This is a genomic window from Bacillus sp. 491mf, assembly GCF_900112415.1.
GTDB lineage: Bacteria > Bacillota > Bacilli > Bacillales > Bacillaceae_G > Bacillus_A.
In genome coordinates, this window is sequence record NZ_FOLV01000005.1 from 31065 (window position 1) to 55816 (window position 24752).

Here is a 24752-nt window from a genome sequence, read left to right on the forward strand (position 1 = left end):
TTATGTGAAAATCCCCTTTAAAACTTTCTTAAATTCCGAAAAAATCACAAAAAAACATTTTTATCGTCCATTTCTTATTGTTCTTTTACATATTCCATCATATGATTACAGCCGAATATACATACTCTACTTTTATTTTACAACAAAATCCACCCGTTGCGAAACTTTTGTAACATTTCAACGGCTTAACAAGAAATTTTTTTATTAATAAGAAGATTTTTCCTTCTTTCTTCTCCATTTAAAAGTAACAAAAAAAGCAAGCTGAATACAAGTTCAGCTTGCTTTTTTCTGATCCGTATAAATATTAATTCCCGCTTCATGTAACATCCACTCAATATGAACACCATATCCAGATGTTGGATCATTAACGAATACGTGCGTTACAGCTCCAACTAATTTCCCATCCTGTACAATAGGACTACCGCTCATTCCTTGTACGATCCCACCTGTTTTTTCTAACAAGCGCTTATCTGTAATTTTTACAACCATTCCCTTTGTTGCAGGGAACTTTTGCGGAACTGTACTTACAATTTCTATATCGAACGCTTCTACTTTATCTTGGTCAATAACTGTCAAAATTTTCGCAGGCCCTTCTTTTACTTGATGAGAAAGGGCAATCGGAAGCGCTTCATCCATAATCCCATTTTTCATTTCTGTATTTAACTTACCAAAAATACCAAATGGACTATTCGTTGTAATATTACCAATAACTTCATGATCTGGTGAAAATTTCGCTAATTTTTCACCTGGATCTCCATTACTACCGCGTTCAATTGATGTTACTGTCGAACGGACAATTTGTCCATCTTCAACTTGAATTGGTTTTTTCGTATCATTGTCAGAAATCACATGACCAAGCGCGCCATATTTCATTGATTCTGGATGAATAAACGTCATTGTCCCAATACCTGCAGCTGAGTCACGAATATACAATCCAATTCGATAAGACTGTTCCCCACCATCTTTTTGCGGAGATAATTTTGTTCGAATATATTTTCCATCTCTTAACAAAACAAGATTAAGCGATTCTCCCGTTTTCCCGCTATTATGAATAAATGGTGCAATATCACTCATTCGTTCAATTGTCTTACCATTTATTTCAGTAATCATATCCCCAACTTGTACACCCGCAAGCTCACCAGGAGATACTTTCCCTTTTTCTGTTTGAATTAAATGATGCCCTACAACAAGTACCCCTTTTGCATTTAATTTCACACCAATTGATTGCCCGCCTGGAATTACTTTAAAATCTTTTAGTACTTTCACATTTACTTTTTTCACAGGTAATCCTGCAAGCTCATAAACCATATCGGCTTCTCCACTTTGATGCGTATTTAGTGAAATTGTTTTTTCACTAGCACGCCCAGAAGCAATCGTAAAAACCGTTTCATCAGTTGATTTTGTTTGAAATACAGGCAAAGAAGATACTTTTGAATCTTGATTTTGAAATATAACAAGTTGCTTTGGAAATGAAATAAACTCACGAATCGGTTTATAACATCCGATAAAGACAAGTGAAACAAGGAGACAGATCCCTATGATTTTTCGAAATTGCTCTAATTTCAATCTTTTCACTCTCCTCGCTCCTAACCCACATTCAGCCAAGCGGCTTCATTATTTAATGTCTCCTTGCCACCCTCTCTTTATAACCGGAAGAATTAAGAAATCCATGCTGTTAATAAAAAAGCTATCCATTACTGGATAGCTTCTGCTGCTTGTTTAAAACGATGTGCCTGCGAGAGCAACTCTCTAGCATGCTCCGTCGTTAAGTCAGTAATTTCCACACCAGATATCATACGAGCAATTTCTGTTACTTTATCATCTTGACTAAGTACAGCAACAGATGTAACCGTGCGTTCATTCGCAATTTGTTTACGAATAAATAAATGAGAATCTGCCATGGACGCAACTTGCGGTAAATGCGTAATACATAGCACTTGCGAATTGACAGAAACGCGATAAATCTTTTCAGCAATCGCCTGCGCAACACGTCCACTTACCCCAGTGTCTACCTCATCGAAAATAACAGAGGCAACTCCTTGATGTTTAGAGAAAATACTCTTTAACGCCAATATAATACGGGATAATTCCCCTCCTGAAGCAACTTTAGAAAGCGGCTTTAACGGTTCCCCTGGATTCGTGGAAATATAAAATTCTACATTATCATACCCATCTTGTGTCATTTTGACAGGAGCTCCCTCAACTAGCGGATCGTCAATTGTTCCTTCTTTTTTCTTTATCATCACTTCGAATTTTGTTTTTTCCATGTACAGCTCTTTCAACTCTTGATGAATAGCCGTTGTTAATCGATTCGCAAGATCATGACGCATGTCACTTAAGATAATCGCCTCTTTCACTATAAGCTGTTCGATTTCCTTTAGTTTCTTTTTCGTCGTTTCAATGTGTACATCTTTATTTTCAATCGTAAATATCTCTTTTTCAATTTCATCTGCATACGCTAAAATCTCTTCTACAGTATTTCCATATTTACGCTTTAACATACGAATTTCATTTAAACGTGTTTCAATTTCATCTAAACGATTTGGATCGTATTCCATCATATCTAACTTTTCGCGGAGCTGATACGCTACTTCTTCCAATAAATAATAACTATTTGCGATCGCATCATAGCTTTCTTGATATGCAGTATCCAAATCCGTAATGTTCTCCATTTGATTCATTGCATTTCGAACATGATCTAAACCAGAACTGTCTTCCGTTAAAGCACGATACGAATCACCCAATGCTTTATAAATCTTTTCGAAGTTCGAAATCTTCAATCGTTCTTCTAATAAATTTTGTTCCTCATCTATTTTTAAATCCGCATTTCGAATCTCTTCATGTTGAAATTGAATTAAATCTAGACGATGTGCCATTTGTTGCTCATTCTCTGTTAAAGATTGCAATTGCTTTTTTAATTGCTCATATTCCCTATACATACTTTGATACTTTTCTAGCTGAACTAAAATATGATCTCCCTCAAAATGATCAAGCATAAATAAATGGCGGTCTTCATTCATCAAATCTTGCGTTTCATGCTGTCCATGAATATCGACAAGCGTTTTTCCAATTTCCTTTAACGTACTTAATGTAACAAGCTTTCCATTGACACGGCATACACTTTTTCCATTCACAGAGATATCCCGCTTTAAAATGATCATGCCATCTTCAATTTCAATATCAAGTTCTTCTGCTTTCATAACACAAGGATGCTGTTCATCTTCAATATAAAACAAACCTTCAATTTCAGCTTTATCTGTCCCATAACGGACAAATTCCGCTGAACCACGTCCCCCAACCAGAAGACTAATCGCATCAATAATGATGGATTTCCCTGCGCCCGTTTCACCACTTAAAACCGTGAGCCCTTTTTGAAAAGAAATGTTTAATGATTCTATAATAGCAAAGTTTCTAATCGATAATTCCGATAACAATGCCTCATTCACCTCGTTATTTCATTCACACTCCGCATGGGAGGCTTAAACTATTCACACATTCATTCTTCTATTACTTCTTTTTGATGAAGAATATGTTATGTAACCTGCTTCATTGTACCAAACATTTGTTTTTATGGTCAATGTATCAATAATGATATTCCCATGTAGAAAAGTATATTTTCACATACTCTATAAATCCATTTCGGTTGTTCAACCTATACATTACGGTTATACGGAACAAAATATGATATGCTCTCGTTTTCCCTCTTGGTTTTACCGCCGTGCGTGGCAGAAAAAGGCCCTGACAGTTTCTATGCATGGCCAGACTCGCTCCGTCTCCCCTAAAAGAAAGAGTTTTTTATGTCCATTTTTTCAACTTGTATTGATAAGTTTTTCTCTTTCTCCATAACAAAAATATCTTGCCTACTTTTTACTCTTTTGAGTAATAAAGTAGACAAGATTCTTTTTGTTACAGCATATTTAAAAAGCGATTCGATACAACCCCTGTATCTTCAGGTGTACGGCAAATAATTAAACACGTATCATCACCGCAAATTGTGCCAATAATTTCATCCCATTCTAAATGATCAATCAGCGCACCGAGAGCATGCGCATTACCTGGCAATGTCTTTAACACAAGCATATGACCAGCTGTATCTAATTTAACAAACGAATCAACAAGATTGCGTTTTAGTTTTTGAAGTGGATTAAAACGCTGATCGGCCGGTAAGCTATATTTATACCGTCCATCATGAAGTGGTACCTTTACTAAATGTAATTCTTTAATATCTCGTGATACCGTTGCTTGTGTTACATTAAAACCTTCATTACGTAAAATATCCACTAGTTCGTCTTGTGTTTCAATTTCTTTATTTGCAATAATTTCTCGAATTTTAATATGGCGCTGCCCTTTATTCATATTTTTGCACCTCGCACTATCTCTTACCGTAGTTTTACCATTGTTATACTTCACTTATTTATGTTAACGTATAATCGGCTACTTGTACATAATTGTTTTTACAATCGTTATACAATTCTAACTTTCTATATGTGTAAAAAGAGGAACAACAATTGTTATTCCTCTTTTCCTTTTTTCTTTAAGGCTTCGTGAGCTTCTGTCACAACTTCCTCCGCTTGAACAGGTGATTGATTTTCTCCTTGTTCACGCTCACCATGCCATTTTAAATGTATTAAAAATTCAATGTTTCCATCTCCACCTGTAATTGGAGAAAATGTTAAGTTTTGAACATCGTAACCTTCAGCCAGCGCAAAATCGACAATCATTTCTATCACCGCTTCATGCACTTTACGGTCTCGAACAATTCCCTTTTTCCCAACTTGCTCTCGCCCAGCTTCAAATTGCGGCTTAATAAGCGCTGCAACATCACCACCAGGTGTTAACATCGTTTTCAATACAGGTAAAATTAATTTTAATGATATAAACGATACATCAATGCTTGAAAATTGTGGTAATCCTTTTTGCAAATCAGCAGGTGTTACATAACGAAAATTCGTCCGTTCCATTACGACAACACGCTCATCCTGTCTTAATTTCCATGCAAGTTGGTTATAACCTACATCTAAAGCATATGATAGCTTTGCACCATTTTGCAAAGCACAATCCGTAAATCCACCCGTTGATGAACCAATATCGAGCATAATCTTATCTTGCAAATCTATATGAAACGTCTCTAACGCCTTTTCTAACTTATATCCACCACGGCTTACATAACGCATTACTTGTCCTTTTACTGTAATTTCTGTATCTTGCGGTATTTTTTCACCTGGCTTATCTAGACGCATTTCATTTGCATATACAAGACCTGCCATAACAGCACGCTTCGCTTTTTCTCTTGTTTCAACAAGTCCTCGTTCTACTAATAGTACATCTACTCGTTCTTTTTTTCCGCTCATTTGTTACGCCCTTTTTTGTTTTAATGGAATCATTGTACAAATGCGTTCAACAACGGCATCTGTTGTTAAGTCAATTTCTTCAAGAAGTTTAGAGACACTGCCATGTTCAATGAAATGGTCTGGTATACCCATACACTCAATTAGCGCATTATGGTATCCATGCTCACTTGCAAACTCTAACACACCAGAACCAAACCCTCCAATTAAACATGCCTCTTCAATTGTTAAAATCGGCATATTCTTTCCTAATAGCTCATGCAAGCACGCTTCGTCCATTGGCTTAATAAAGCGGGCATTCACAACCTTTACAGAAATCCCTTTCTTCTCAAGTAATTCTGCCGCTTCCATTGCCATCGGAATTGTCGTACCAAATGTTAAAATCGCTGCTTGTGATCCCTCGCGAATTGTTTCCCATGTACCGATTGGAATTTCTTTAAACTCTTCATCCATAGGCACACCAAGTCCATTTCCACGCGCGTAACGAAGCGCAATTGGTCCATCTTCGTAATTGATTGCTGTATATACCATATGTTGACCTTCATTTTCGTCTTTCGGCATCATCAAAACAATATTTGGAAGATGACGTAAAAATGCAATATCAAATATACCTTGATGCGTTTCTCCGTCAGCTCCTACTAATCCCGCTCTGTCAATCCCGAAAAAGACATTTAAATTTTGGCGACATACATCGTGAACAACTTGATCATAAGCGCGTTGTAAAAATGTAGAATAAATCGCTAAAAACGGCTTCATGCCTTGCGTTGCTAAACCAGCTGCCATTGTTACTGCGTGCTGCTCAGCAATCCCAACATCAAACATACGATTTGGGAATTCTTTTGCAAATTTTTCAAGCTTTGACCCAACCGGCATTGCTGGCGTCACAGCAACGATGCGCTGATCATTCTTCGCTAATTTACGAACTGCTTCACTAACAACTGAACTCCATGCTGGCGCAGCTTCTTTCGGCTTTACGAAATCACCAGACTCAATTTTGTACGGTCCTGTACCATGCCAAGTTCCAATTACGTCACTTTCAGCTGGCTTATAGCCTTTTCCTTTTTTCGTAATGACATGAACAATAACAGGCCCTTTCGTTTTCTTAGCATATTGAAGATTTTCAAATAAACTTTCATAATCATGACCATCAACAGGCCCTAAATATGTAAAGCCTAGCTCTTCAAAAAACACACCAGAAACGAGTAAATATTTCAAGCTATCTTTTACTTTTTCAGCCGTTGCAGCTACTTTACCACCGACAGCTGGAATTTTCTTTAATAAGTATTCTAGTTCATCTTTTACCCATTGATATTTCCCTGCTGTACGTAAACGTCCAAGTACGTTATGCAATGCTCCAACGTTCGGTGCAATCGACATTTCATTATCGTTTAAGATAACCGTCATATCTGTTTGTTCATGTCCAATATGATTGAGTGCCTCAAGCGCCATTCCGCCTGTTAATGCACCATCGCCAATAATCGGAACAATGTACTCTTTCGTTTTCTTTAAATCACGAGCAAGTGCCATTCCCATGGCAGCAGATAAGGAAGTAGAGCTATGTCCCGTTTCCCATACATCATGTTCACTTTCACAACGCTTTGGAAAACCACATAAACCTTTATATTGTCTTAATGTGCCAAATTCCTTTGCACGCCCCGTTAAAATTTTATGTACATAGGATTGATGTCCTACATCCCATAAAAATTTATCTCTTGGACTATCGAATACTTTATGCAAAGCAATTGTGAGTTCTACTACACCTAGATTTGGAGCAATATGTCCACCTGTTTGAGAAAGCTCTTCAATTAAAAACTTTCGAATATCTTCGCTTAACGCTTCTAGCTCGCTTATAGACATATCCTTCAAAAAACTAGGATTTTGAATTTGCGTCAGATCCACCAGGATCACTCACTTTCGTTTCATAATCTGTCATCATGGCAACCGTAAAATATAGTTGCACTTAATTGTATTACAAAAATCAAGCATACTCTTTATTTTATACGATGAAAAAAGAGCCGCTAACACAAAGTGATAACGGCAATGTAATCTACGTATATTTTTGCCAATAAAAAGAAAAGAAAAACCTTTGTCTACATTTATACCATAAAATCCTGAATGGCTCAACAAATGAAAACATTCTTATACTAGTGGTTGCGCTTTGCAATTAAATCACAAATGACTAACAAATATTCATCTTGTAATCGTAATGAAGAAATGGCATCCTTTGCTTTCGTAATTGTTTCTTCTAAAATTTGCTTCGCTTCTTCTACTGTAAATAATGTTGTATATGTACTTTTTTCATTTGTCATATCGCTTCCGACCGGTTTCCCAATTTCTTCTTCTATTCCTTCTACATCTAGAATATCATCACGAATTTGAAAAGCAAGTCCGACATTCTTTGCAAAGGCAAGTAATTTTTCTTGTTGCTCAGCCGTAGCCCCCGATAATAACGCACCAGCTAATACAGCAAATTCTAATAAACGTCCGGTTTTATTCTTATGAATATATTCTAATTCACGGAGGTTTAATTGCTTCCCTTCCGCTTCCATATCCGCAACTTGCCCACCGACCATTCCTTCCGGTCCCGCTGCTTTAGCGAGCTCTAGTGCGATGCGTAGTTTTGTTTCGGAAGTAATTTCTTTATGGTCTTGCTCTGTTACGACTTGGAATGCATATGTTAATAACCCATCACCAGCTAGTACTGCCATCGCCTCACCGAACACTTTATGATTTGTTGGTTTCCCGCGGCGTAGGTCATCATCATCCATACAAGGTAAATCATCATGAATTAAGGAGTATGTATGAATCATTTCTAATGCGCAAGCTGTACCTATCCCTAACTCTCTATCTTTTCCAAACGCTTGTAGCGTCGCAAATAAAAGTAACGGACGGAGTCGCTTTCCGCCCGCTTCTAATGAATACACCATCGCCTCGCGCAGCACCTTTGGACATTGCAAGGCATTTGCATAACGCACAAGATTTTCCTCTACTAATGCTTTACTATCTTTCATAAAAGCATCAAAAGTTAAATGCGTCATTATACTTCCTCTCCTAAAGTAGAAAACGGACGAAGTTCACCATTTTCACCAAGTATGACAGCCATTTGTTCTTGTACATCTTTTAATTTTCCATCGCAAAGTTTAGAAAGCTCCATACCTTCTTTGAAATACGAAATTGCTTCCTCAAGCGGAACATCACCTTGCTCGAGCTTGGAAACAATTTGTTCAAGCTTTGCAATCGCTTCTTCAAAGCTCACTTTATTTTCCATCGCCTAGTTCACGCTCCTCTATTCCCCATACATTACAGTCTAATACACCATCTTGAAGCTGTACTTTCACTTCAGCTCCAAGCTCAATTTCTTTTATGCTTTTTAGCACCTGTTTCTCATTATTATAAACAAGACCGTAGCCTCGCATCATCACTCTAAGCGGACTTAACGTTTCTAACTTCTCTATCGCTCTTGTAAAAGCAAACTCTTTTCCTTGCAATAGAGACTGCATTTCACGTTGCAATTGCTTTTGCAATGTGTCTAACGCAATTTTCGTTTGTTCAATTTTTTGCGTGGGATGATGCTTTCCTAAATAAAATGACAATTGTTGAAGTTGATTCGTCTTCTTTTCTATGTAACGCTCTTTCGTTTGTATCAACTTATCAATTGTACGATCCAATTGTTCTTCCTTTTGCTCATACAATTGCTTTGGATAACGAAACGCATATGATTTTTGCAGTGCTTGCAAATGTTCCTGCCTAGAGTTCATCATCTCACGCATCGCTCGTGTCAAGCGAAGTGTACGCTGCATCACTTTTTCTTCTAATTCAAGAATATGAGGGACTGCCAGTTCAGCTGCCGCTGTTGGCGTTGGAGCTCTTAAATCCGCAACAAAATCTGCAATTGTAAAATCTGTTTCATGTCCTACAGCAGAAATGATTGGAATTTGACTCACAAAAATTGCCCGGGCCACTGTTTCTTCATTAAACGCCCACAGCTCTTCAATCGAACCTCCGCCGCGTCCAACAATTAACACATCGATATCATGCATTTCATTTGCCTGTTCGATAGCTTGCACAATTGAGGGGGCTGCAAACTCCCCTTGTACTAAAACTGGAAATACAATTACGTTTCCAATCGGATAACGGCGAGCAATTGTCGTCATAATATCCCGAATTGCCGCACCCGTTGGTGAGGTTATCACACCAATTGTTGTCGGATACGCAGGAATTATTCGTTTATATACTTGTGAAAACAGCCCTTCTTCTTCTAAACGAGCCTTCAATTGCTCATACGCTAAATGAAGATTCCCTACTCCATCTGGCTGCATATCCTGAATATAGATTTGATATGAACCACTTGCTTCATAAACAGAGATTTTTCCTTTTACAAGCACTTTCATCCCGTCTTCTGGTCTGAACTTTACATTGCGATTATGACTCGCAAACATGACCGCAGCAATTCTTGCATTTTCATCTTTTAATGTGAAATACATATGACCGCGGCTATGATATTTAAAATTTGAAATTTCTCCTTTTAACCAAACAGACTGCAAGTGAGGGTCATACTCTATTTTAGTTTTCATATAACGAGTTAACGCTGTAACGGTTAAATATTGCTTTTCCATTTCTCTCTCCTCATAGCCGCCCTACAATTACTTACAAACAACACCTGCGCGCTGTGCAGATAATACTGTATTTTCTAATAGCATTGTAATCGTCATTGGGCCTACGCCTTTTGGTACTGGTGTAATGTGACTTGCAACGTTTAATACATCGTCAAAATCAACATCACCGCACAGTTTTCCAGTTTCTAAACGGTTTACTCCGACATCAATTACAACTGCGCCTTCTTTTACGTAATCAGCTGTTACCATTTTCGCTCTTCCAACTGCAACAATTAAAATATCAGCTAATTTCGTTAATTCTTTTATATTCGCTGTTTTTGAATGACAATATGTAACTGTTGCATTTTCATTTAAAAACAGTTGTCCGACCGGTTTTCCAACAATATTGCTTCGTCCAATAACAACAACGTGTTTCCCTGTAATATCAAGATTTGTTTCTTTTACTAATTCTAAAATACCATGCGGTGTACATGGAAGGAACGTATCTTGTCCTGTCATCATACGACCAATACTAATTGGGTGGAAACCATCCACATCTTTCTCAGGAGAAATTTTTTCAATGATAGCTTTCTCTTCAATATGGTTTGGCAACGGTAATTGCACTAAAATACCATGAATACGATCATCATTGTTTAAGCGGTCGATTTCCGCTAATAAACGATCTTGTGTAATTGAATCTGGAAATGTAATTAACTCAGAATAAATTCCAACTTGTTCGCAGCCTTTTTCTTTTCCCTTTACATACGAATGAGAAGCGGGATCGTCTCCGACTAAAATAACAGCTAATCCTGGTACAATTCCTTGTTTTTTTAGTTCTGCAACGTTCTCTTTTAACTGTGATCTCTTTTTCTCTGCAACTTCATTTCCTTTGATGATTACTGCTACCATATCAAAATTCCCCCTTTTAAAATTACAAAGCTACTTTTTCTCCCGCTCTAACGGGCAGTATAGCTCCCACATTAACATTCTGAAAAAAGAAAGAATAAAGATGAAAGATAACTGCCCGTAAAAGCCGTTTTGACAAGAACTTTCTTGAACGGGGATGAAGTTCCCCGCCCAAGAAAGTTTTACTGTACGCTAGATAAAACGCCGTTAATAAAACGACGAGATTCCTCGTCCCCATATGCTTTTGCAATTTCAATTGCCTCATTAATAGACACGTTATGTGGAATATCTTCCATGTATTTCATTTCATACACAGCAATTCGTAAAATGCTGCGATCAACAATGCTAATGCGTTCTAATTTCCACTTTTTTAAATTTTGGCGAATAAGTTCATCAATTGCTTCTTTATGCTCTACACAGCCGAAGACAAGCGCTTCTAGAAATTCATTTGTATTTTCGCCTTCTTCAAGTGTGTTTTCTACTGCTGCTTTCGGATTGTAGTCTCCGGTAATATCCATTTGATAGAGTGCTTGCATCGCTCTTTCTCTAGCCGTCCTACGTTTCATTATAACTCTCCTTTGTGCTTCAAGTCTTTCTTATGTTTTGTTATATTATTATAATTTATAAGCCATCGAATTACTTATTCTTTATAATTTTTGCTCAGCTTTCAATCTTATAATACAATGATAATACCACAATTTATCGTTTCATACACGAGTTCCCTCACGGAAAAATAATAAAAAGATTAACTTCAGGTTCCATATCATACCACAATGTACGTTTTTTTAAAAAACACAAGTTCACCTTTAGGGATTTTTTATTTTTCCAAATAATTTAATATTTTTAAAAATTTAATTTTGAAGAATACAAACGATAAAAAAGGTGCCCGAATCACAAGGCACCTTTTTCAGTATTACACTGGCTCAATTTCTGTCTTTGGTGTCTCAAATGTTACACCAACGATATGAACGTTTATTTCTTTCGGTTCAAGACCTGTCATTGTAAACAGCGCTTGACGAATATTATCTTGAATGTTTTGTGCAACAACCGGAATTGCAACACCAAAATACATTAATACGTAAACATCAACGATAATATCATCGTTTGCTAATTCTACTTTTACGCCTTTTCCATGATTTTTCTTTCCTAACTTCTCAACAACATCTGCTGCAAAGTTACCACGCATTGCTGCTACGCCTTCTACTTCAGAAGCAGCAATTCCTGCAATTACTTCAATTACTTCCGGTGCGATTTCTACTTTACCAAGAGTTGTATCTTGTCCCATGTCTAACATATGATCAGCCATGAAAAAACCTCCTTTAAATGTATCAGTGCGCCGTTAAATCATGCTGTTCTAAAAACTTCGTATTAAATTCCCCTTGTACAAATTCAGGGTGGTCAAGAAGTTGTAAATGAAACGGAATCGTCGTATGTACACCCTCAATGACGAATTCACTTAGCGCTCGTTTCATTTTCGCAATTGCTTCTTCACGTGTTTTACCATAAACAATAAGCTTTGCAACCATCGAATCGTAATAAGGTGGAATCGTATACCCAGGATATACAGCTGAATCAACGCGAATACCAAATCCTCCTGGCGGTAAATACATTTCTACCTTTCCTGGAGATGGCATAAAGTTTTTGGCAGGGTTTTCCGCATTAATTCGGCACTCAATTGCCCAACCGTTAAATTGTACTTCTTCTTGCTGCAGTGATAACTGCTCTCCTGATGCGACGCGAATTTGCTCTTTAATAAGGTCTACTCCCGTCACCATTTCAGTTACAGGATGCTCAACTTGAATTCGCGTATTCATTTCCATGAAATAGAAACTTTTCGTTTTATATTCGTAAATAAATTCAACTGTGCCAGCACCTGTATAATCTACTGCTGCCGCTGCTTTCACTGCCGCTTCTCCCATTTGTTGACGAATGGTAGCATCTAAAGCTGGAGATGGTGACTCTTCTAGCAGTTTTTGCAAACGACGCTGAATTGTACAATCACGCTCTCCTAAATGAATGACGTTACCATGATTATCTGCCATTACTTGAATTTCTACATGACGGAAATCTTCAATATACTTTTCTAAGTATACACCAGGGTTTCCAAAAGCGGTACTTGCCTCTTGCTGTGTAATTTGAATTCCTTTTACAAGCTCTTCTTCTGTACGCGCAACGCGAATTCCCTTTCCGCCGCCGCCCGCTGTTGCTTTAATTATAACAGGATATCCAATGTTCTCTGCAAGTGCTACTGCTTCTTCGATATTTTTAATTATTCCTTGTGAACCCGGTACAATCGGAACCCCTGCTTCCTTCATTGTATCACGTGCAACGTCTTTTGTGCCCATTTTTGAAATAGCTTCTGGGCTTGGACCGATAAAAATCAAGTTACATTCACGGCAAAGTTCTGCAAAATCAGCATTTTCTGCTAAAAATCCATATCCAGGGTGAATTGCATCACAACCTGTTAATTTTGCAACGCTAATAATGTTCGTTAAGTTTAAATAGCTTTCCTTCGATACAGTTGGACCAACACAGTACGCTTCATCCGCAATTTGTACATGCAGTGCTTCTTTATCTGCTTCAGAATAAATTGCAACTGTTTCAATATTCATTTCTTTGCATGCACGAATAATTCGTACCGCAATTTCCCCACGGTTGGCAATTAATACTTTTTTAATCATCATTCTAGACTCCCTTATTATGCTTTTACAAGAAATAGCGGTTGTCCATATTCAACAAGCTGACCGTTATTCACAAGAATTTCAACGATTTCTCCATTTACTTCTGCTTCAATTTCATTAAAGAGTTTCATTGCTTCTACGATACAAACAATTTTTCCTTCTGTTACGCGATCTCCTACATTTACATATGCTGATGCATCTGGTGATGGAGATGCATAGAACGTCCCAACCATTGGAGATGTAATTTTAAGTAAGTTCTCATCTTGTAATACTTGTTTCTCTTCTTGCTTTGGAGCCTCAACTTGAGCTGGCGCAGCAACTACTTCTGGCGCTATAACTTGTACAGGTTTTTGCACTACTGGAGCCTGCTGCACAGCAATTACTTCATTGCCACGCTTTTTCATCTTAATTGTCGTACCATCTTTTTTGTATTCAAATTCATCAATATTAGAATCATCAATTAACTTAATTAACTCACGAACTTCTTGAATTTTAAACATGTAAAATCCACTCCTATATACTTGTTTTTCCTGTTGTAACAGCTCAATAAATACCATTCACTGAATCCAGCTAGAACAGTCAATCATAAACTCTTTCTCGTACTATCAATGAAAAACTACTATGAAGTTTCATACTATATAAATACAAATTAAAAAATCGACATAAAACCTTCTTTCTTTTTATGCGGGCGAGAGTGTCTGGCCACGCATAGAAGCGGTCATGTTGTACGCTGCATAACAGCGACTTGTATGTCGGAAAATCAAAATGCATTTATATTTATATTCATCTTACGATAAATATTTTCAACATTCCAATTTTATTTTTTCTGTATGATGTATGAAAATCCCTGTCAAAATGACAGTATGATATTCTTGTTACCTAGTAATAATACCAAGTTTCACTCGAAATTGGCAAGACCACTTCCGAAAAAACACTCCATTCCCTTTATTTATAGTTTGTATATTTTTAACTAAATAATTGAAGTTTATTTACATCCACTTCATATTCCCTTCATATAAAAATAGTATCGTAAAGGTGAAATCAAATACAGTGAGGTGTGAGACGTGAACATTTGGCTTATTCTCTTTCTACCAGCTGTTATTATTTGGGGCGCGGCACTCTGTATTCAAATGAAATGTGGAAAAAGTAATCGCCTTTGTCAAGAACCAATGATTTTTCATTCACAACAAATTTCTCCTATAAAAACAACAGAAGCGGAACTGCAATTGCTTGATGAACTTCTAATGGATAAAAAAAGCTATCGAAAAAATCGATAGCTTTTTACTTTGCTATTTCATATCGAACATCTGCCATTAAACCTGTCTCACTTTTTACAAGTTGTATAATACTATTTGCTTCTTTTGCAGAAAGTTTTGTTGCTTTTACTGTCACTTTTATATCATTTCCATCTGTACGTACAAGCGTGTCTTTAAAACCGCCTTTTGTTTTAATTAAAGTTTCCAATAACGTTTCTTTCGCTGCCAAATCAGTCAATGCATCAAATTCAACTTTTGCTTTATTTTTCTCGTCTGCAGAAGCGTTTGTTGAATTCATTACATCTTGCAATTTTTCTTTCACTTCACTGCGCTGATCCTCCATTTTCAAACGAAGTGCTGTGAAACTATCATCACTAGCAGAATGACTCGTTACTTTTCCTTCTTTCTGGCTTGCTTCTTTTTTACTAGTTTCCTTTTCAGAGCCTTGCTTTTCCTTCGCTCCCTCTCCTGATGACGTTGTTACAACCTTTGTTTTATTATCCGGCGTCATCACATAGTATACCGAAAGTACAATAACCAAGCTTAGCATTGTTAATAACCAAACTGTTTGTTTTTTTAGCACTTTATTTCCTCCCTAATTCTTTTTTGGTAAGACGGATACACGGTGACTTGGAACTTCTAACATACGCGTAACAGCCTCTATCACCATCTGTTTCACTTGTAAATTATCCACTCCTTTCGCAACAACAAGAACGCCGCGAACTTTCGGCTTATTTTCTCGAAGTATAATCGGAGCTTCTTTATCACCTTGACGGACAATTACTGTTTTCTCATCTGTCGATTCATCTCCAACTTTTCGCTTTCCGCCTTCTTTATCTGTTTCATCTGTCGTTTGCGATCGTTTCACTGTATTTTTATCAAGTATTTTTTCTTCTGATGAGTCAAGATTAATTTCAATTGTTACATCTTTAACGCCTGCAACACTTTCTAACGCTTCTTTTAATTGTTGTTCATATTCTTTTTCGTATTTATCAATGTTAGACTTGTTGTCACTATTCTTTTGTCCAAATGTTGGTACATCTTTTGGTTGTTCTGTTTGCGATTTAAGAACAGGTACTTCTGGTTCTTTTGCTTGGAAAAGATTACTAGAAAACATAAGGATGATCCCAACTATGAGTAAAATAATTAAAAACTTTGCTGAAATTTTTTTCTCTTTCTCGTCTTTTTCATTTCCTTTAAAAAGATTGCGAAGAAATTGAAATTTATTATTCATTTACTTTGCCTATCCCCCCTTCCACCTGAATCTTAATTTTGTTCTCTTCTAGTTGCCATTTGTTTGAGAAAAATTGTTTCATTTCAGCTGTATTTTGTTCCGACGTCTTTTGAGGTTCTTTCGAGTTAATTTCTACCTTTTGGATTGTTTCAATAGCTCCTGTTCGACTTCGTTCATTTGCCTGAAGTAATACAACAACAGACTGAATATCCTGCTGGGATTTCACTTCCTTTTTGTCTTCTGGTACTTTTATCTGCATACTCTTAACGGCCATACCATATTGTTCTTCTAGTTCTTTTCCAACTTGTTTTTTCATTTGGACAGCCATCTGTTCTAAAATATATGCACGTTGTGAGGCTTGTATTTCTTTTTTCTTTTCACTAATTTCATTTTCTATGGATCCGTTTTCCATATACTTGTTCTGACTAGCATTTGCAATCACATCTTGAATATCTGTTTGAAATAGTTTAAATAGGGGAGTTAATATTAGAACGACTAGAAGCAAACTTACAACAAATTTGACATACTTTTGTAAATTTGAATTAGGAAGTAACATATGAAGCATCGTTGCTAACAAGAGAAACACAATGATATTTCGAATCCATTCCACGACAAACTGCAACCTTCTCAACTCCTAACGCATCATTAACGTAATATTTCCAGCTGCGATAACAATCGTGATACTTAGAAAAAACATAAATGATACAATAGCCAAACAAGCAAACACGTATATAATGCTTCTTCCAATAATATCTAGGCATTGAATAATTGCTCCTCCACCGACAGGTTGCAATACTGCTGCTGCAAATTTATAAATAAATGCAATGCAGAAAATTTGAATCGCAGGAAAAGCAACGATAAGTAATAAAATAACAACTCCAACAATCCCCACTGTATTTTTTAATAAAGCCGATGCACTAAGTACAGTGTCTGCTGCTTCAGTAAACATGCGACCGACAACTGGGATAAAGTTTCCTGTTACAAACTTTGCTGTTTTCACAGCAATTCCATCCGCTACCGCTGTCGCCGTTCCTTGTACAGAGAGCACACCAAGAAAGATTGTTAAAAAAATCCCAATGACGCTAACGCTAACATTTTGCAGCAGCTTGGACAATTTTGTGACTTTATATTGATCGCTCATTGTACTGACAATACTTAAAATTGTAGCAAGAAGAAGAAGCGGTAAAACGATATAATTCATAAGCATTCCGCTCGTATTCATAAGAAAAACAATAATGGGATGAAAGAAAGAAACAGATACAACACCGCCGCCTGTCGCAATGAGCGCCAATAAAATTGGGAGGAGTGCTAAAATGAAATCAATCATTGTTTGAATGGTTTCCCTTGTATATGTCATTACAACGTAAAAGCTGTTTAAAGCGAAAACGATAAGTACCATATATACAACAGCATCCGCTATTTTCCCAACGCTGCTTTTCGCAAAAGCAGATTGAAGCGACTGCAAAAGCGCACTAAAAATAGTAAGCATTATAAGTGTCCCAAGTAGCTTTCCGTTAGCTACTAATTCATGAAATAAATACTTTAGTAATCCAATCATCCACTCTTTAATCGAAAACTCTTTTTCCCCTTTGACGAACTCCATAAAACTTCCCTTTTGACTTTCCGGTAAATATCCGCCGTACTTCGCAACAAGATCATCCCAGTATTTCTTTACATCCTCTATCCCAAGCTTTCCAAGTTGTTCATCTATCACGTTATGTTCCGGGGGAGAGGCTTGTACGATAATGGGAAAAGAAAAAAAGAGGAAAAAAGCAAACAAAAGCTTCATTCCAAACGGGCGCACAATTCATCCCTCCTTTATCCAGTCGGTAAAAAACCAAGAATCGTTTCAATTACAACCGTTAATATCGGAATCGCCATCACTAAAATTAAAATTTTTCCCGCTAATTCAATTTTTGAAGCGATCGCTCCTTGCCCTGCATCTTTCGTAATTTGTGCACCGAATTCTGCAATATAAGCAATCCCGATAATTTTCAGCAGCGTTTCCACATATACATTGCTAACTTTCGCTTCATTTGCAATGCGCTCAATCATCGTTAAAATAGAATGAATTTGATCAATTACAAGTAAAAACATAACGCTACTAACAAATACAATAAACATTGAAGTGACACTCGATTTATGTTGATTCAATACCGCCGCCAAAAAAGTCGCTACGAGTCCAAGCCCTACAATTTGTAATATTTCGATTCGAATCGCCCCCTTTACTGAAAAAGAAAGACGCTTTTAATCTTGTCAAATAAATTGTTAATTAAAAAGGCAACTTGGAATAAAATTACGACAAAGCCAACGAGAATCACCCAGTTGGCAATATCTTCTCGTTTTAATTCTTTCAGCACAGTATGAATAAAAGCTAGAATAATGCCAATTCCTGCAATTTGAAAGATTAACCCAACGTCGATTGACATCGCCTTTCCCCCTTACAACAATAAAATAACGATAAGTAATCCTGCTAATACTCCTAAACTTTTCATCATCTTTTCGTACTGAATTTGCATTTCTTTTGCTTCTCCTTCTTCTCTCTCTAAATGAGTAATACATAAACGAATATGCTTTTGCTGTGACTCACGATCGTGTTGTCCTAACGTTTCTCCAAATTGTTGTAAAATCTCATATTCTGTTTGCTTCAATGCTGTAAGTTTCCAATTTTCTTGTAAGCTATCCATCCATGCCTCCCGAACCGTTTGCTCTCCCTTTTCTAATCGTTCATGAAAACTATCGAATAACCAGTTCAGAGGCTTTGGCATTTGTTTTACAAGACGTGCAGCTGCTTCTGACAACGGGGTATGTCCATACATAATTTCCGCCTCAAGTGATTGCAGAGCTGCCTTTAATAACCTTAGTTGGCGAGGACGCTCACTATATTTCTTCGCATATGAAAAACCAAAAAATGTTGATACAGCCACAATAAGTGCCGCACCAAAAAATTTAATCATCCGCTCAGCACCTTCTCTCCGCGGCGAATCGGCTTTCCGCTGCCATCCTTCATATTCATAATCGTTCCGGGTCCTTTTATTTTCGAAAGCTCAATAAAGCGTTCAAACACGCCTAGTTCTATAATTTCCCTTAACGAAGGTCGTTTCAGTATGTCTTCATGTCCTTGTCCATGCACACTCGTAAACAATTGAACACCAGCATGAACTGCTTCCATAATTGCTTCGCTATCTTCTGGCCGGCCAATTTCGTCAACAATTAATATATCGGGACTCATTGAGCGAATCATCATCATCATACCTTCTGCTTTTGGACATGCATCTAGCACATCCACCCTTGTTCCAAACTCATATTGCGGCACACCTTTCACGCACCCCGCAATTTCTGATCTTTCATCCACAATGCCAACTTTGCAAGACGGGATATGTTGCCTCGGAACACCTGCACTTATGAGACGTGCTACATCACGCAGTAACGTTGTTTTCCCTGTTTGCGGCGGACCGATAATCATTGTATTTAGCCAATGCTTATCATATAAAAAGGGGATAAGCGGCTCAGCAATCCCCTTTTTTTGCCGAGCAATCCGAACATTAAATGACGCCACATCCCGAATCATTTTCACTGCACTCTTTTCCATAATGACTTTGCCCGCTAAACCAACGCGATGTCCTCCGCGCAGTGTAACATACCCTCGCTTTAATTCTTCTTCCATCGTATAAAGTGAATATTGACTCAGCTTATTCAGCAAATACGCTGCATCTTCTCTCGTCACAATGTAGTTATAAAAATGCGCTTCCCCGCGCGCAATACATTCAAGCGGCCTTCCAATCCGGATCCGTATTTCTTCCAACCCGTCATCTTCTTTATAGTCCTGTATAAAATGTTCGATTTGCTTTGGTAACATCTCTAATACTTCTTTCATAGCTCTCTCCCCATCACATCGCTATTTCAGTACCGCAATAAAAATACAGCCAATTCCAAGCGCCAAAAAAAACAATTTCAAAAAAGAAATTTCATTCGTAACGCTCGCAATGCCAATTGACATCGTTACAATCAAAACGGTTGGACCTACAAATGCAAGCATGCCATTTACGAACAATGCTTTTTTGGCATCATTGAAATACAACATAAGCAAAGCGGCGAAAATCTCCATGCTACCCGAAAAAATTCTAAGGAGCGCCATTACGAGCACAGACGTTTCAAATGCCGCTAGCCACTGTTTCATCCTCTCACCTTCTCTCGTTATCCTGCACACATATATCCTGCTCAAACAAGATGAAAGAGTACGTTTGTACAACCATATGCACAGGTTGTCTATTTCAGAAGTGAAAAAGGAATTTTTTGATTATTAAATAAAGTTAAGTCGTTTTTTTGTGAAAATATGGTATATTAAGATAAAAAGGAGAAATATATGAAAATTCTAAAAATAACTATTACACTCATTTTAGAAGTAGCTCTTATTTTCTTATTTGCTAAATTTGTTAATTGGACATTCATGGAAAGTTTCTTTTTAGGGAGTTTGGCCATTTTCGGACTCACTTGGCTGTTTCTTTTAAATATGAACCGAAACGCAAATGTGGACCGTGCCATCACAAAAGGGGTGACGGGGCTTGACGGCGGAGAAGTAACACCTTTTCAAATTCGAATGAATCCTTATATGATTGGGACCCTTCTACTGCTTACCATTAGCTTTATTATAACTGTCATTCAATACTTACCTTATTTCACATAAAAAAACACTCGTGGATCCAATCCACGAGTGTTTTTCATTACGCACGAGAAACGTATTTTGATTCTCCTGTGTTAATAATAAGCATTTCACCTTCATTAATGAAGATCGGCACTTGTACAACTAGACCAGTTTCTAATGTAGCTGGTTTTGTTACGTTAGAAGCTGTATCACCTTTAATACCCGGTTCTGTTTCAACAACTTTTAACTCAACAGTGTTTGGAAGTTCTACACCAAGTACTTCGCTTTGGTATGTCATGATTGCGACTTCCATGTTTTCTTTCAAGAATTTTAATTCATGTTCGATTTGCTTTTCACCAAGTTCGATTTGCTCGTATGTTCCGTTGTCCATGAATACATGAGCATCACCGCTTGCATATAAATATTGCATACGACGGTTTTCGATATGTGCTTTTTCTACTTTTTCACCAGCACGGAATGTTTTTTCTTGAACAGAACCTGTGCGAAGGTTACGTAATTTAGAGCGAACGAACGCAGCACCTTTACCTGGTTTTACGTGTTGGAAATCGATAACCTGCCATAGGCTGTTGTCCACCGCAATTGTTAATCCTGTACGAAAATCATTTACTGAAATCATGCAAAAAATCCTCCTGTGTATTACAAAATGATAAGTTCTTTTGGAGATTTAGTTAACACTTCATTACCTTCAGCTGTTACTATAATATCATCCTCAATGCGAACTCCGCCGACATTTGGAATATAAATTCCCGGTTCTACAGTGACTGCCATTCCTGGCTCAAGTACCGTTTCAGAGCGGAAAGATAAGCTTGGTGCTTCATGAATTTCAAGACCAATTCCATGACCTGTAGAATGCCCGAAATATTCACCATATCCTTTTTCAGTTATGTAGTCACGTGTTAGCGCATCTGCTTCACGACCAGTTAAACCAGCTTTAATACCGTTTACACCACGCAATTGCGCTTCTAATACGATATTATAAATTTCCTTTAACTTATCAGACGGCTCACCTACTGCAATTGTACGAGTAATATCGGAACAATATCCTTTATAGTAAGCACCGAAGTCTAATGTCACAAAATCTCCCTTTTCTATCAATTTTTCAGATGCCACGCCGTGCGGCAATGCTGAACGAAGTCCCGAAGCAACGATAATATCAAACGAAGAAGAAGTTGCTCCTTGCTTTCTCATGAAAAATTCAAGTTCATTTGACACTTCAATCTCAGATACTCCCGGGCGAATAAATGATAGAATATGCTCAAAGGCAGCATCTGCAATCTGTGCAGCTTCCTTTAATATCTTAATCTCTGAATCAGTCTTAATCAAGCGTAACTTTTCTACAATACCAGAAGTTGCAACAAATTCTGCATTCACTTCTCCTTTATACGCCGTATAAGAACTGTATGTAAGTGTATCTTGCTCAAAACCAAGCTTTTGAATTCCTAAGTCTTTTACTTGTTTTGCAACTTCTTCAATAATCGTACCTGTATGCTGTACGATTTCATAACCAACCGCTTGTTTTTGCGCTTGTTCAACGTAACGGAAATCTGTAATGAATAAAGCGCGTTCGCTTGAAATTAATACAACGCCTGCTGTACCTGTAAAGTTTGTCATATATCTACGACTATGTTGATTCGTTAATAAAATACCATCAATACCCGCTTCCCCAAATGCACTTCTTAATTTTGTAAGTTTTTCCATGAATTACGCCTCCCGAATTTTCTCCACTAATGCAAGTAACGCTAAATGATAGCCATACAAACCGAATCCTACAATCTGTCCCGCTGTGACCGGCGCCGTAACAGATACGTGGCGAAACGATTCGCGTTGATGAATATTTGAAATATGTACTTCAATAACAGGAATCGAAACACTTGCAATTGCATCACGAATTGCATAACTATAATGCGTAAATGCTCCTGGATTTAGAATAATCCCTCTATATGTACCCTCTGCCTCATGAATGATATCAATAATGGCACCTTCATGATTAGATTGGAAACACTCTAACTCTACTCCCAAACTCTCTGCTTGTTGCTTCATATCTGTTTCTAACGACGCTAACGTCCCCGTACCATATACATTAACCTCTCGTACACCGAGACGGTTTAAATTGGGACCGTTAACGAGGAGCAACTTCTCCATATATCTAACTCCTTAATAAAAAATATATATAAATCCAAATTAAAAACCTGACATAAAACCCTTTTCTTTTTAGATGGTCGAGAGTGTCTATTCATGCGTAGAAGCGGTCAGTTCCGTTTTCTGCCACATGCGATATTCAAACAAAGAGAGAAAGTAGCAGGTTACTTTTTGCTTTGCATGGCAGCGAATTGTGTGTCGGAAAGTCAAGTTGGACTTATATATAATATTCTATCACACCCCTCACTTATTTGAATAGTTTGTCTTTTCCTCATCTGTTGCACTAGCATTGTTATTCACTTCAAACGAAACGGAGTAGCCAATAAAAACGCCATATAAAATAAAAATACATGCTGTCGTTACAATCGTTTCCTTAGGCATTTCCATCATGCTTTTTATAACTGGTGCAACAGGTGGAATTACAAAGAATAATAATCCCCACCATACAAGCCCATATATAATACCTGAAATTAGACCTTCAAACTTACTCAAAACTGCTTTATATATAAACGCCACAACAACTGAAAGTATCCCCATACATATAATACCAGCTATATTTCCCCATACCCCTTCTTTCCAATCTCCAAGCGCAAACGGAAGTAACAAATAATTAGGTCCTGGGACAGTAAAAGAAAAAATATGAAGAAAATACCAGACGGCTCCCCAAAACAAACCTCCAAACACACCAATTTGGACAATTTTTTCCGTGACAGATTGTTCTTGTTTCACATCTACACCTCCGCCTACTAGTATGTCCGAAACTTATTTAAAGCATGTTTAAATACTGCGAAATTTGTCTATAAAAAGAATAGAAAATGTCCGCTTAACCTGCCGATTTTCCTTGTCAGAAGTGCACTTTTGTCGATAAAATAAAGGAAACTGTAGTGATGTCATACAATATAATGACATCACCCAGAGTCATTACCTCTCTTCTGATAAGAGAGAAACAAATACAGGTTGGTGTTGACATGGCAGAAGAGACAAAACAAATCTACGGCGGTCAAGCGGTAGTAGAAGGAGTTATGTTTGGCGGTAGAGAATATACTGTTACAGCAATTCGTCGTAAAGATAAATCTATCGAATTTTATCGATTACCTCGCGTTCGTAATAAAGTATCATCTATGTTTAAAAAAATTCCTTTCCTACGCGGAATCGCAGCAATTATTGATGCGAGTGCAAACGGAGCAAAGCATTTAAATTTTGCTTCAGAACGCTTTGATGTAGATCCTTCAGAGGATGCACAATTCGCACACAAAAAAGAAGAACAGTCAAAGTTAACGATGATACTTAGCGTTGCAGCAGTCGGTGTTTTATCATTTATCTTTGGAAAAGTGATTTTTACGGCAGTTCCTGCACTTTTAGCAGAACTAACAAGACCTGTTTTTCCATCTCACGCAGGGCAAATCATTGTTGAAAGCGTTATTAAACTTATGCTATTGCTTAGTTACATTTACTTTGTTTCATTGACTCCACTTATTAAACGTGTGTTTCAATATCACGGAGCGGAACATAAAGTAATTAATGCCTATGAGAACAATCTTCCATTAACAGTAAAAAACGTACAAAAACAAACCCGTCTCCATTATCGGTGCGGCAGCAGTTTTATTTTATTTACTGTTATTATCGGAATGTTTGTATATTTTCTCGTTCCAACTGATCCTCTTTGGGTTCGCGTTTTAAATCGTATTTTACTTATCCCTGTAGTGCTAGGCATTTCATTTGAAGTGTTGCAATTTACAAACAGCTTACGAGGCGTTCCAGTGCTCCGTGCACTAGGATATCCTGGCCTATGGCTTCAGCTGTTAACAACGAAAGAACCGACAGATGATCAAGTAGAAGTAGCCATTGCATCATTTGAAGAACTACTGCATCTAGAAGGAAAACAATAATAACTTTTTCGTAATGTTATTCAATTCCTTAGCCTTTC

The 24752-nt window shown here is 37.3% G+C and carries 29 protein-coding genes; 3 read left to right on the forward strand and 26 right to left on the reverse strand.

Translation table 11 applies throughout. The features are described 5' to 3' along the window. Window positions 1-273: 273 nt before the first annotated feature. From spoIVB to accB, 13 genes are all read right to left on the reverse strand, one after another. Complete coding sequence (gene spoIVB / locus BM211_RS07260) at window positions 274-1575, reverse strand: SpoIVB peptidase (protein ID WP_035429513.1); 1302 nt, start codon at window positions 1573-1575, stop codon at window positions 274-276. Between the two features lie 119 nt (window positions 1576-1694). Continuing rightward, entirely contained in the window at window positions 1695-3434 is a 1740-nt protein-coding gene (gene recN / locus BM211_RS07265) for a DNA repair protein RecN (protein ID WP_035429514.1), read from the reverse strand. A 472-nt stretch (window positions 3435-3906) separates the two neighbouring features. Next, on the reverse strand, window positions 3907-4356 hold the full coding sequence (argR, locus tag BM211_RS07270; RefSeq protein WP_028411221.1) for an arginine repressor ArgR: 450 nt from the start codon (window positions 4354-4356) through the stop codon (window positions 3907-3909). A 155-nt stretch (window positions 4357-4511) separates the two neighbouring features. Continuing rightward, window positions 4512-5351 (reverse strand): TlyA family RNA methyltransferase, encoded by an 840-nt coding sequence (locus BM211_RS07275; protein ID WP_035429515.1) that lies wholly within the window; start codon window positions 5349-5351, stop codon window positions 4512-4514. A 3-nt stretch (window positions 5352-5354) separates the two neighbouring features. Then, window positions 5355-7247, reverse strand: coding sequence for a 1-deoxy-D-xylulose-5-phosphate synthase (dxs, locus tag BM211_RS07280; RefSeq protein WP_035429516.1), 1893 nt, complete (start codon window positions 7245-7247; stop codon window positions 5355-5357). A gap of 245 nt (window positions 7248-7492) precedes the next feature. Beyond that, on the reverse strand, window positions 7493-8386 hold the full coding sequence (locus BM211_RS07290) for a polyprenyl synthetase family protein (RefSeq protein WP_035429517.1): 894 nt from the start codon (window positions 8384-8386) through the stop codon (window positions 7493-7495). After that, window positions 8386-8616, reverse strand: a complete 231-nt coding sequence (locus BM211_RS07295; protein ID WP_035429519.1) for an exodeoxyribonuclease VII small subunit — start codon at window positions 8614-8616, stop codon at window positions 8386-8388. Before BM211_RS07295 ends, BM211_RS07290 begins: the two co-directional genes overlap by 1 nt. After that, entirely contained in the window at window positions 8606-9964 is a 1359-nt protein-coding gene (xseA, locus tag BM211_RS07300) for an exodeoxyribonuclease VII large subunit (RefSeq protein WP_090996122.1), read from the reverse strand. Before xseA ends, BM211_RS07295 begins: the two co-directional genes overlap by 11 nt. Before the next feature lie 27 nt (window positions 9965-9991). After that, complete coding sequence (gene folD, locus BM211_RS07305) at window positions 9992-10852, reverse strand: bifunctional methylenetetrahydrofolate dehydrogenase/methenyltetrahydrofolate cyclohydrolase FolD (protein WP_035429521.1); 861 nt, start codon at window positions 10850-10852, stop codon at window positions 9992-9994. A 179-nt stretch (window positions 10853-11031) separates the two neighbouring features. Continuing rightward, entirely contained in the window at window positions 11032-11415 is a 384-nt protein-coding gene (gene nusB / locus BM211_RS07310) for a transcription antitermination factor NusB (RefSeq protein WP_035429522.1), read from the reverse strand. Between the two features lie 347 nt (window positions 11416-11762). After that, window positions 11763-12155 carry an Asp23/Gls24 family envelope stress response protein gene (locus tag BM211_RS07315; protein ID WP_035429523.1) on the reverse strand — a complete coding sequence of 131 codons (393 nt, stop codon included), beginning with the start codon at window positions 12153-12155 and terminating at the stop codon, window positions 11763-11765. A 22-nt stretch (window positions 12156-12177) separates the two neighbouring features. Continuing rightward, on the reverse strand, window positions 12178-13530 hold the full coding sequence (gene accC, locus BM211_RS07320; protein WP_035429950.1) for an acetyl-CoA carboxylase biotin carboxylase subunit: 1353 nt from the start codon (window positions 13528-13530) through the stop codon (window positions 12178-12180). A 17-nt stretch (window positions 13531-13547) separates the two neighbouring features. After that, window positions 13548-14030 carry an acetyl-CoA carboxylase biotin carboxyl carrier protein gene (accB, locus tag BM211_RS07325; RefSeq protein ID WP_035429524.1) on the reverse strand — a complete coding sequence of 161 codons (483 nt, stop codon included), beginning with the start codon at window positions 14028-14030 and terminating at the stop codon, window positions 13548-13550. A 564-nt stretch (window positions 14031-14594) separates the two neighbouring features. On the opposite strand from accB, the gene BM211_RS07330 reads away from it, so the two are divergent. Beyond that, complete coding sequence (locus BM211_RS07330) at window positions 14595-14807, forward strand: hypothetical protein (RefSeq protein WP_035429525.1); 213 nt, start codon at window positions 14595-14597, stop codon at window positions 14805-14807. Between the two features lie 4 nt (window positions 14808-14811). Here the strand turns inward: BM211_RS07330 and BM211_RS07335 are convergent, their stop codons facing one another. Genes BM211_RS07335 through BM211_RS07375 form a run of 9 tightly spaced genes read right to left on the reverse strand, consistent with a single transcriptional unit; the run spans window position 14812 to window position 20200 of the window. Further along, window positions 14812-15369: a SpoIIIAH-like family protein gene (locus tag BM211_RS07335; RefSeq protein WP_090996126.1), complete on the reverse strand. Its 558-nt coding sequence runs from the start codon at window positions 15367-15369 to the stop codon at window positions 14812-14814. A gap of 12 nt (window positions 15370-15381) precedes the next feature. Then, the gene (gene spoIIIAG / locus BM211_RS07340; protein ID WP_035429527.1) at window positions 15382-16020 is read right to left on the reverse strand and encodes a stage III sporulation protein AG; all 639 of its coding nucleotides are present in this window, start codon (window positions 16018-16020) and stop codon (window positions 15382-15384) included. Beyond that, window positions 16013-16642 (reverse strand): stage III sporulation protein AF, encoded by a 630-nt coding sequence (gene spoIIIAF, locus BM211_RS07345; protein WP_090996129.1) that lies wholly within the window; start codon window positions 16640-16642, stop codon window positions 16013-16015. The genes spoIIIAG and spoIIIAF overlap by 8 nt, the downstream gene beginning before the upstream one ends. 12 nt (window positions 16643-16654) lie before the next feature. Beyond that, window positions 16655-17827: a stage III sporulation protein AE gene (gene spoIIIAE, locus BM211_RS07350; RefSeq protein WP_090996132.1), complete on the reverse strand. Its 1173-nt coding sequence runs from the start codon at window positions 17825-17827 to the stop codon at window positions 16655-16657. Window positions 17828-17838: 11 nt separating this feature from the next. Beyond that, window positions 17839-18225, reverse strand: a complete 387-nt coding sequence (spoIIIAD, locus tag BM211_RS07355) for a stage III sporulation protein AD (protein WP_081904754.1) — start codon at window positions 18223-18225, stop codon at window positions 17839-17841. Window positions 18226-18245: 20 nt separating this feature from the next. After that, the gene (spoIIIAC, locus tag BM211_RS07360) at window positions 18246-18449 is read right to left on the reverse strand and encodes a stage III sporulation protein AC (RefSeq protein ID WP_020061584.1); all 204 of its coding nucleotides are present in this window, start codon (window positions 18447-18449) and stop codon (window positions 18246-18248) included. Window positions 18450-18461: 12 nt separating this feature from the next. After that, window positions 18462-18977, reverse strand: coding sequence for a stage III sporulation protein SpoIIIAB (spoIIIAB, locus tag BM211_RS07365; RefSeq protein WP_035429533.1), 516 nt, complete (start codon window positions 18975-18977; stop codon window positions 18462-18464). Next, window positions 18974-19897, reverse strand: coding sequence for a stage III sporulation protein AA (gene spoIIIAA, locus BM211_RS07370; protein ID WP_035429535.1), 924 nt, complete (start codon window positions 19895-19897; stop codon window positions 18974-18976). Before spoIIIAA ends, spoIIIAB begins: the two co-directional genes overlap by 4 nt. Window positions 19898-19918: 21 nt before the next feature. Beyond that, complete coding sequence (locus tag BM211_RS07375) at window positions 19919-20200, reverse strand: YqhV family protein (protein ID WP_035429538.1); 282 nt, start codon at window positions 20198-20200, stop codon at window positions 19919-19921. Between the two features lie 186 nt (window positions 20201-20386). Here BM211_RS07375 and BM211_RS07380 point away from each other — a divergent pair, with 186 nt between their 5' ends. Beyond that, complete coding sequence (locus BM211_RS07380; RefSeq protein WP_035429539.1) at window positions 20387-20707, forward strand: hypothetical protein; 321 nt, start codon at window positions 20387-20389, stop codon at window positions 20705-20707. Window positions 20708-20744: 37 nt separating this feature from the next. On the opposite strand, the gene efp is transcribed toward BM211_RS07380, so the two are convergent. From efp to BM211_RS07400, 4 genes are all read right to left on the reverse strand, one after another. Further along, entirely contained in the window at window positions 20745-21302 is a 558-nt protein-coding gene (gene efp / locus BM211_RS07385) for an elongation factor P (RefSeq protein ID WP_035429541.1), read from the reverse strand. A gap of 20 nt (window positions 21303-21322) precedes the next feature. Beyond that, complete coding sequence (gene pepQ, locus BM211_RS07390; protein ID WP_035429543.1) at window positions 21323-22384, reverse strand: Xaa-Pro dipeptidase; 1062 nt, start codon at window positions 22382-22384, stop codon at window positions 21323-21325. Between the two features lie 3 nt (window positions 22385-22387). Further along, entirely contained in the window at window positions 22388-22828 is a 441-nt protein-coding gene (gene aroQ / locus BM211_RS07395; protein WP_035429545.1) for a type II 3-dehydroquinate dehydratase, read from the reverse strand. 240 nt (window positions 22829-23068) lie between these two features. Further along, window positions 23069-23554 (reverse strand): YqhR family membrane protein, encoded by a 486-nt coding sequence (locus BM211_RS07400; protein ID WP_035429548.1) that lies wholly within the window; start codon window positions 23552-23554, stop codon window positions 23069-23071. A 239-nt stretch (window positions 23555-23793) separates the two neighbouring features. Between BM211_RS07400 and BM211_RS07405 the strand changes: the two genes are divergently transcribed. Then, window positions 23794-24714 (forward strand): DUF1385 domain-containing protein, encoded by a 921-nt coding sequence (locus BM211_RS07405; protein ID WP_090996140.1) that lies wholly within the window; start codon window positions 23794-23796, stop codon window positions 24712-24714. Window positions 24715-24752: the final 38 nt, after the last annotated feature.